The 7338-nt window shown below is 74.7% G+C and carries 5 protein-coding genes; all 5 read right to left on the bottom strand.

Going from position 1 to position 7338, the window contains the following annotated elements:
• The coding region (locus tag ACTIFU_RS21340; RefSeq protein WP_439580340.1) for a hypothetical protein at positions 1-582 on the bottom strand (582 nt) is incomplete at its 3' end.
• The gene (locus ACTIFU_RS21335) at positions 582-2765 is read right to left on the bottom strand and encodes a hypothetical protein (RefSeq protein ID WP_439580339.1); all 2184 of its coding nucleotides are present in this window, start codon (positions 2763-2765) and stop codon (positions 582-584) included. The genes ACTIFU_RS21335 and ACTIFU_RS21340, both read right to left, overlap by 1 nt.
• A gap of 2 nt (positions 2766-2767) precedes the next feature.
• The gene (locus ACTIFU_RS21330; RefSeq protein WP_439580338.1) at positions 2768-5473 is read right to left on the bottom strand and encodes a DUF4159 domain-containing protein; all 2706 of its coding nucleotides are present in this window, start codon (positions 5471-5473) and stop codon (positions 2768-2770) included.
• Positions 5474-5486: 13 nt separating this feature from the next.
• On the bottom strand, positions 5487-6401 hold the full coding sequence (locus tag ACTIFU_RS21325) for a DUF58 domain-containing protein (RefSeq protein WP_439580337.1): 915 nt from the start codon (positions 6399-6401) through the stop codon (positions 5487-5489).
• Positions 6398-7309, bottom strand: a complete 912-nt coding sequence (locus ACTIFU_RS21320) for an AAA family ATPase (RefSeq protein ID WP_439580341.1) — start codon at positions 7307-7309, stop codon at positions 6398-6400. Before ACTIFU_RS21320 ends, ACTIFU_RS21325 begins: the two co-directional genes overlap by 4 nt.
• Positions 7310-7338 lie beyond the last annotated feature (29 nt).

The raw sequence follows: 7338 nt of genomic DNA, 5'->3' as shown, positions 1-7338 counted from the left end.
CCCCCCCCCCCCCACCCACCCGCGGCGGGGCGGCGCGGGGGGGGGGGGGGCGCGGGGGGGGGGGGGGGGGCCCCCCCCCCCGCCCTCGGGCCGGCCCGCGTCGAAGCCGAGGAACCCGGCCTCGGGTACCGGCGAGCCGCCGCCGCCCTGCCACAGCGGGGCGACCGCGACCGCCCCGGTCGGGCTCGGCGCCGGTGCGGGCGGCAGGGTGGCCTGGCCGCGCGGCACGGGCGGCCGGGCGGCGGGCGGCGTGGCGGGCGGCTGGGGCACCGCTGGCCGCGCGCTCACCCGGCCGAGTGACATCAGATAGAACGCGATCTCGGCGTGGCCCAGATCGACCGCGAGGTCGAGCGGCGTCAGTCCGAGCACGTTGCGCCGGCCGATATCGGCGCCCGCGGCCACGGCGCCCCGCACCTGATCGAGATCGCCCAGGTTGATCGCGTTGAACAGCGCCTCGGTCGGGCTCGCCGCGGGCGGGGCATCGGCCATACCCGGCGCCGCGCCGGCAGGCGCAGGCTGGGCCCAGGCGCAGGGGAGCGGGGCGAGGGCAAGCAGGGCGGCAAGCGCGAGACGGGGGATCATCACCGACACATAGCCCGGAACGCGGCCGCGATCACCGTCCCTCGCGCCGCCAGGCGCAGACCGCGCCGCCCAGGATCAGCAGCAGCGCCGCCCAGGGTGGCATCAGCGGCAGGTCCGCGACGCCGGTGACGACATGGTCGCGGTTGCGCCGCAGCCCGACCCACCCCTGGCCGCGCGCGGCCCGCTCGGCCAGCACGCGGCGGAGATCGGGTACGCCGTCGGCGAGCCACATCACGCCGCCGCCGGAGCGCGTCGCCGCCGCGCCGGCCCGCTCCGTGGTGGCGCGCAGGTCGGCAAGCTCCAGCGGATTGGCCGCGCCCACGGCGCCAAAGGCAAATCGGGTGCCGTCGCTGACCCGCCATGCGCCGGGCTCGGTCGCCGGCAGGTCCAGGATCGCGCGGCCGGGCCCGGCAGGTTCGAGAGCGTGGGTCGTGAGCGGAACCGCACACGGCTGTACGCCAGTCACTTGCGTGGATCGCGCAGGCCGAGTTCGGCGGGCCAAAAACCCGCGCGGTGACGGTGATCTCGGGGGGCGGACCCTCGGCGATCGAGCGTCGCTCGACAACCAGCCGCTCACCGTCGATGCTGACCCGCAGGTCCTCCTCCTCGAGCTCGGGCTCCTTCATCAGCCAGTGCGCGACCCGGCGCAGGATCTCGCCCTGCGGCCCGCCGCCGTCGTGGTTGCGGCTCCAGAGCCAGATGTGGTCGGAGAGCAGGAGGGTGACGCGGCCCTCGCCGACCCGGTCGGCGATCAGAAGCGGCTCCTCGTTCGGCCCGCTCATCAGCACCTGGCCGCGCGGCGCGCTCGTTTCGATGCGCCGGTACCACGGGCCCCAGGCGGCCTCCGCCTCGCCGATATTCGCCCCGGGCAGGGCCGTGGTGATCGGATGACGCTCGCCGAGCTCGGTCACGCGCGCCCGATACGGCGTCTCGGCGATCCGCCCCGTGGGGCTCGCCGGCAGCACCTGGCCCAGCCCCGTGTTGTAGAGGCTCGCGGGTCCGACGAACTCGGGGCCCACGCTCATGAGCAGGGCGCCGCCGCCGCGCACGTAGTCGGCGATGTTGCGCAGGTAGATCGGCGGCAGGATGCCGCGGTTGGTGAAGCGGTCGAAGATGATCAGGTCGAACTCGCGCAGCTTGACCTGGAACAGCTCGCGCACCGGGAAGGCGATCAGCGCAAGTTCGGAGAGCGGCGTCAGGTCGTCCTTTTCCGGTGGGCGCAGGATCGTGAAGTGCACGAGATCGACGTTGGGATCGGCCTTGAGCAGACGCCGCCAGGTGCGCTGCCCCGCATGCGGCTCGCCCGACACCAGCAGCACGCGCAGCCGGTCGCGCACGCCGTTGATCGCCACCACGGCGCGGTTGTTGACGAGGCTCACCTCGCCCATGCGTGCCTCGGCCTCGATCTCGATCACGGTCTGGCCGGCACGCTCGATCGGCACGGCGATGACGTGCTCGCGCCCGACTGGCACCATCGTTCGCCGCGGCGCCGCCCCGTCGCGCCGTTCCGTCAGCGTCACAGGCGCGGTCGCGGGCGTACCGCCGAGGTCCTCGACGACGACGCGGACATCCACGCTGCGCCCGACGATGCCGAAGGGCGGGGCCTCGATCACGCGCACGCGCCGGTCGATCTCGCCGGGCCGTCCCGTCAGCAGCAGATGGAACGGCGCACCGCCGGTGGCGGCCTCGATCGCGTCCGGCGCATCCTCGGGCGCGTCATGGAGTTGTCCGTCGGTGATCGCGATCGTGCCGGCGAACCGCCCGCGCGGGATCTCAGCGAGCGCGCGCGCGAGCGCATCGAACAGCCGCGTGCCGGCGCTGCCGGCCTCGGGGACGGTGACGGTGCGCAGTTCCAGCGCGTCGAGCCCTCGCGCGCGCTGCTCGATCGCGGCGCGCGCGGCCGCGGCTTCGCGCGCCCGATCGCCGACGCGCTGGCTCGCGGACTCGTCCACCAGCAGCACGGCGATGTCGGTCAGCCCCTGGCGCGTCTCCTGCACGAGGCGCGGGTTCGCGAGGGCCAGGATCAGCACCGCGGCGACGAAGCCGCGCAGCCACGCGCCCCGCGCGCGCCGCCACAGCGCCAGCGCCACCGCGAGCGCGGCGAGCGCCGCGAGTGCCGCGAACAGCGGCAGCGGCAGCAGCGGATCGAACACCACCGCGGCAAGGGCGCGCGTTCCGTCCATCGCTACTGCCCCAGCCGCTCGAGGATGATCGGCACGTGCACCTGGTCGCCCTTGTAGTTGCCGGTGAGGGCGTACATCACCAGGTTGACACCGAAACGATAGGCCAGCAGCCGCTGGCGCGCCCCGCCCGGCACGGCGGCGTAGGGATTGCGCCCGGCCTCGTCGACTGCCCAGGCCGCCGCCCAGTCGTGCCCGCCGATGATCACCGGGCTGACGCTGTCGTTCGCGCGGTCCTGGTCGCGCTGCACCCAGACCTGCCCGCCGACCCAGCGTCCGGGGAAGTCGGTCAGCAGATAGAATGCGCGGGTGAGCACATGATCGGCCGGCACGGGTGCGAGAGGCGGGACGGACAGCCCGCGCGTCACTCGGCGCAGCGCAGCATCCGCCCCGGCGCTCATGCCCTGGCCCGAGCCTGCGTCGCGGGTGTCGAACAGCACGATCCCGCCCTCGGCCATGAACGCATTGATCGCCTCGATGCCGCGCTCGTCGAGCGCACCCTGGTCCGGCGTCACTGGCCAGTAGAGCAGCGGGAAGAACGAGAGGTCATCGACGCCTGGCCGAACGCCCATCGGCTCGGCCAGGTTGGTGGCGGTGCGGCGGTTCACGAAGTCGGTGAGCCCAACCAGCCCGGCGCGCGAGACGCCGTCCACCTGCGGGCTGCCGGTGACGACGAAGGCGAGCCGCGTTTCGAGCGCCGCACGCATCGGGTCCAGCTGCGCGTGCGCCGGAGCCGGCATGAGCGCGAGCCCGACCACCACGGCGGCCGCGCGCGCGGTCGGCATCGGGCGCACGAGGCCGCGCAGCCAGAGCGCCAACAGCAGATCCAGCGTCAGCAGCGCCAGCGCCGCGCCCAGCAGCCAGGGCCGCAGGTCGCGCGAGACCGCCTCCTCGCCGAGCGTCCGCCTCGCCGCGCCCTCGGGAGGCGCAAGTGGAGTCGGACGCTCGATCGCGGCGCCCAGGTTGAGGGCACGCCGCGCCGCGTCGGGGCCGTAGAACCCGGGCGGGTGGCGTGGTGAGGGCACGGTGCGCTCGATCGCCGAGGCGGCGATCCCGGTGGTGAAGGCTGACGGTGCGCCGAGCCGGCCGAACCCGTCCAGCGTCTCGAACGGCGCCAGCACCGCATCGCCCGCCGCGGTGCCGACCCCGGCGGAGAGCTGCACCAGGCGTCGCAGCATCTCCACGAACACGCCCGAGAGCGGGAGGTTCGACCACTCGGTGTTGGCGGTGACATGAAACAGGGCGATCGCGCCGCGCCCGCGCGGCTCGCCGGTGACCAGCGGCGTGCCGTCGGTCAGCGTCGCCCAGGTCCGCCGCGCGAGATCGAGCGAGGGCTCGGCCAGCACCTGCCGCGTGATCCGCACCTCGGCCGGCACATCGAGCCCGGCGAAGGGGCTGTCCTGAGGGAACGGCGCGAGCCGGGCCGGCTGCTGCCAGGAGAGCGCGCCTCCCAACTGGCGGTCGCCGCTCCGGAGCCGCACCGGCATCAGCGGGTCCGGCCGTGCCGCCAGCCGCGGCCCGGCAAAGCGTACCAGCACGCCACCCTCATCCACCCAGCGTCCGAGCTGGTCGATCTCGATCGGGGTGAGCGTGTCCACGTCTGCGAGCGCGATCACGGCGATCTCGCGCGCGAGCAGGTCGCGCACGGTGCCGCGGCGAAGCTCGGTGAACGGGGCGAGTGCGCGGTCGAGGTAGTAGAGCGCGCCGAGCAGTGGCTGGTCGGCCGTCTCGGCCGCGCCGGCGATCAGCCCGACCGGACGGCGGCGCCAGCGCTCGTCGAGCAGCGCGACCGCGCCGGCAGAGGTGGCGCTCTCGATTGCGAGCGCGGCGAGCCGGTTGCGCAGCTCCGGCGGCAACACGATCGCCGCCTCGGTCTCGCTGGCGCCGGGCGGGATGGTCGCCTCGGCGCGCGCCAGCGTGCGTCCGTCCGCCGTCCGGGCGAGCACCCCGATGGTGCTGGCGGCGGGCACGGGGGTCGCGGCGATGCGGGCGACAATGCGGGCGGGCTCTGATCGCGGGGCCAGCAGCACGCGGTGCTGCGCGCCGGCTGGCGGCGCGGCGATGGTGAGGGGCCCGATCGTTGCGAGCCGGCTTGCGAAGGCCGCGTCGGCCGGGCCGTGGGCCAGCCCGTCGGCGAGCCAGAGGACGGCTCCGCCCGGTACCGACCAGCCAGCGAGCGCGGCGGTCGCCGCTGCGCGATCGGGTGGCCAGGGCAAGGGACGGAGGGCGGCGACGCGTTCGCGCATCTCCGGGGCCGGCATGATGGGCGAAAGCCGTGGCGCCTCGCCCCGCGCCGAGGGTGCGGTGGTCAGCAGCGCCACCGGGCGGCCCGCGCGCTCGGCCTCGGCCAGCGCCGACTCGGCGGCGACGAGCCGGGCACCCCAGTCCGGGCCCGCGGCCCAGCCGTCATCGACCACCAGCAGCAGCGGTCCCGACCCGCCCGGCACCTGCCCCGCGTTCAGCACCGGCCGGGCGAGGCCGACGATCACCAGCGCGGCGGCGAGGATGCGCAGCGCGAGCAGCCACCACGGCGTGCGCGCCGAGCTCTCCTCGCGCCGTTGCAGGTCGAGCAGCAGCCGCACCGCCGGGAAGGCGAGCAGCCTCGGCGCCGGCGGGGTGACGCGCAGCAGCCAGATCAGCAGCGGCAGCAGCAGCAGCGTCGCGAGCAGCCACGGATGCGCGAAGCCGATCGTGCCGAGCGCCTCGATCATCCCCGGCTTGCCCTCACGCTGCGCGACCCAGCCCGGCGCGGTCCGGGGCGAGGGCGAGGTAGAGGCCCATGAGCGCGGTCTCGGGCGAGTGATCGGTGATGTGCACGGCGAAGCTCCAGCCGGCGGCAGCGGCGATCGCTCGCAAGCCCTCCTGCTGCGCGGCGAGCTTCGCCTGGTAGTCGCCACGGATGCCCTCGACCTTGCCGATCAGCGCGGCACCCTCGCGCTTCAGCCCCTCGAAGCGGATGCGGCCGCGGAACGGCAGCGCCGCCTCGGCTGGGTCAAGCACCTGCAAGAGGTGGCCCGAGACGGGGATCTGCGCCAGCCGTGCCACCGCCTGCTGCACGTCGGGCAGCGGCGAGAGGAAGTCGCCGATCAGCACCACACGGCCGTAGCGCGGCAGGTTCGCCGCCGGCGGCAGGCCGGACAGCGCGCCGGGGTCACCGCGCCGAGACATCGCCTCCGACAGGAGTTCGATCATCGACCGGCCGGACACGGGGCGCATCCCCGCACCGAGCAGGGCCACGCGCTCGCCGCCGCGCAGCAGCAGCGAGGCCAGCGCGAGCGTCAGCAGTTCCGCCCGCTCGGCCTTCTCCGGCAGACGGCGGTCGGAGCGCCAGCGCATCCCCGCCGATGCGTCGCGCCAGAGCCAGACGCTCTGCGCCGCCTCCCACTCGGTCTCGCGCACGAAGGTACGGTCGCCCTTCGCCGACTGGCGCCAGTCGATGCGGTGCACTGAGTCGCCGGCGAGGAACTGGCGGAACTGCCAGAAGCTGTCGCCCTGGCCGACCCGGCGCCGTCCGTGCACGCCCTGCGCCACTGTCGCCGCGACCCGCTCGGCGGCGACCAGCAGCGGTGGCAGCCGCGCGGCAAGCTGTTCTGCCCGGCGAGCCGCGGTCGCCGGGCCGCCCGGCAAGTTCGCGGTCATTCGAGCAAGTCCGTCAGCTGGCCGATCACGTCGGCGAGGCGCACGCCGTCGGCGCGCGCGGCGAAGTTGAGCGCCATGCGATGGCGCAGCACGGCCGGCGCAAGCGCGACCACGTCGTCGATCGAGGGCGCGAACCGGCCGTCGAGCACTGCGCGCGCGCGGCAGGCGAGCATCAGCGCCTGCGCGGCGCGCGGCCCCGGACCCCAGGCGAGGTGGCGCTTCACGACGTCGAGCGGGGAGGTCTCGGGCCGGCCCGCGCGCACCAGTGTCAGGATCGCCTCGACCACGCTCTCGCCCACCGGCATGCGGCGGATCGTCGCCTGCGCCGCGAGCAGTTCCTCCGCACTCATCGCCCGCTGCGGCCGCGCCGTGGCGGCCCCCGTGGTCGCGAGCAGCATGGTCCGCTCGGCGTCCAGCGCCGGGTAGGAGACCTCGATCTCGAGCAGGAAGCGATCGAGCTGTGCCTCGGGCAGCGGATAGGTGCCCTCCTGCTCGATCGGGTTCTGGGTGGCGAGCACGTGGAATGGCCGCGGCAGCGGGTGCTCGATGCCGCCGACCGCGACCTTGATCTCCTGCATTGCCTGCAAGAGCGCCGACTGGGTGCGCGGGCTCGCGCGGTTGATCTCGTCGGCCATCAGCAGCTGGCAGAAGATCGGGCCCTTGATGAAGCGGAAGCTGCGCCGGCCTTCGCCTGTCTCGTCCAGCACCTCCGAGCCGATGATGTCGGCCGGCATCAGGTCGGGGGTGAACTGCACGCGCTTCTCGGCCATGCCCAGCACGGTGCCGAGCGTCTCGACCAGCTTGGTCTTGCCCAGCCCGGGCACACCGACCAGCAGGACATGCCCGCCGGCGAGCAGCGTGATCAGCGTCTGGTCCACCACCTCGGGCTGGCCGAAGATCTCTTCCATCGTGCCGGTGCCGCCGGGCAGCGTGAAGA

The sequence above is a fragment of the Elioraea sp. genome, from assembly GCF_051860475.1.
Taxonomy (GTDB): domain Bacteria; phylum Pseudomonadota; class Alphaproteobacteria; order Acetobacterales; family Acetobacteraceae; genus Elioraea.
Note: the sequence above shows the minus strand (reverse complement) of the source record. Positions and strands in the feature narration are given on the sequence as shown.

Bases quoted from the DNA above. Each gene is read 5' to 3' on its own strand.
- ACTIFU_RS21335 (WP_439580339.1), bottom strand. From the start codon at position 2,765: ATGGACGGAACGCGCGCCCTTGCCGCGGTGGTGTTCGATCCGCTGCTG.
- ACTIFU_RS21330 (WP_439580338.1), bottom strand. From the start codon at position 5,473: ATGATCGAGGCGCTCGGCACGATCGGCTTCGCGCATCCGTGGCTGCTC.
- ACTIFU_RS21325 (WP_439580337.1), bottom strand. From the start codon at position 6,401: ATGACCGCGAACTTGCCGGGCGGCCCGGCGACCGCGGCTCGCCGGGCA.
- ACTIFU_RS21320 (WP_439580341.1), bottom strand. From the start codon at position 7,309: ATGGAAGAGATCTTCGGCCAGCCCGAGGTGGTGGACCAGACGCTGATC.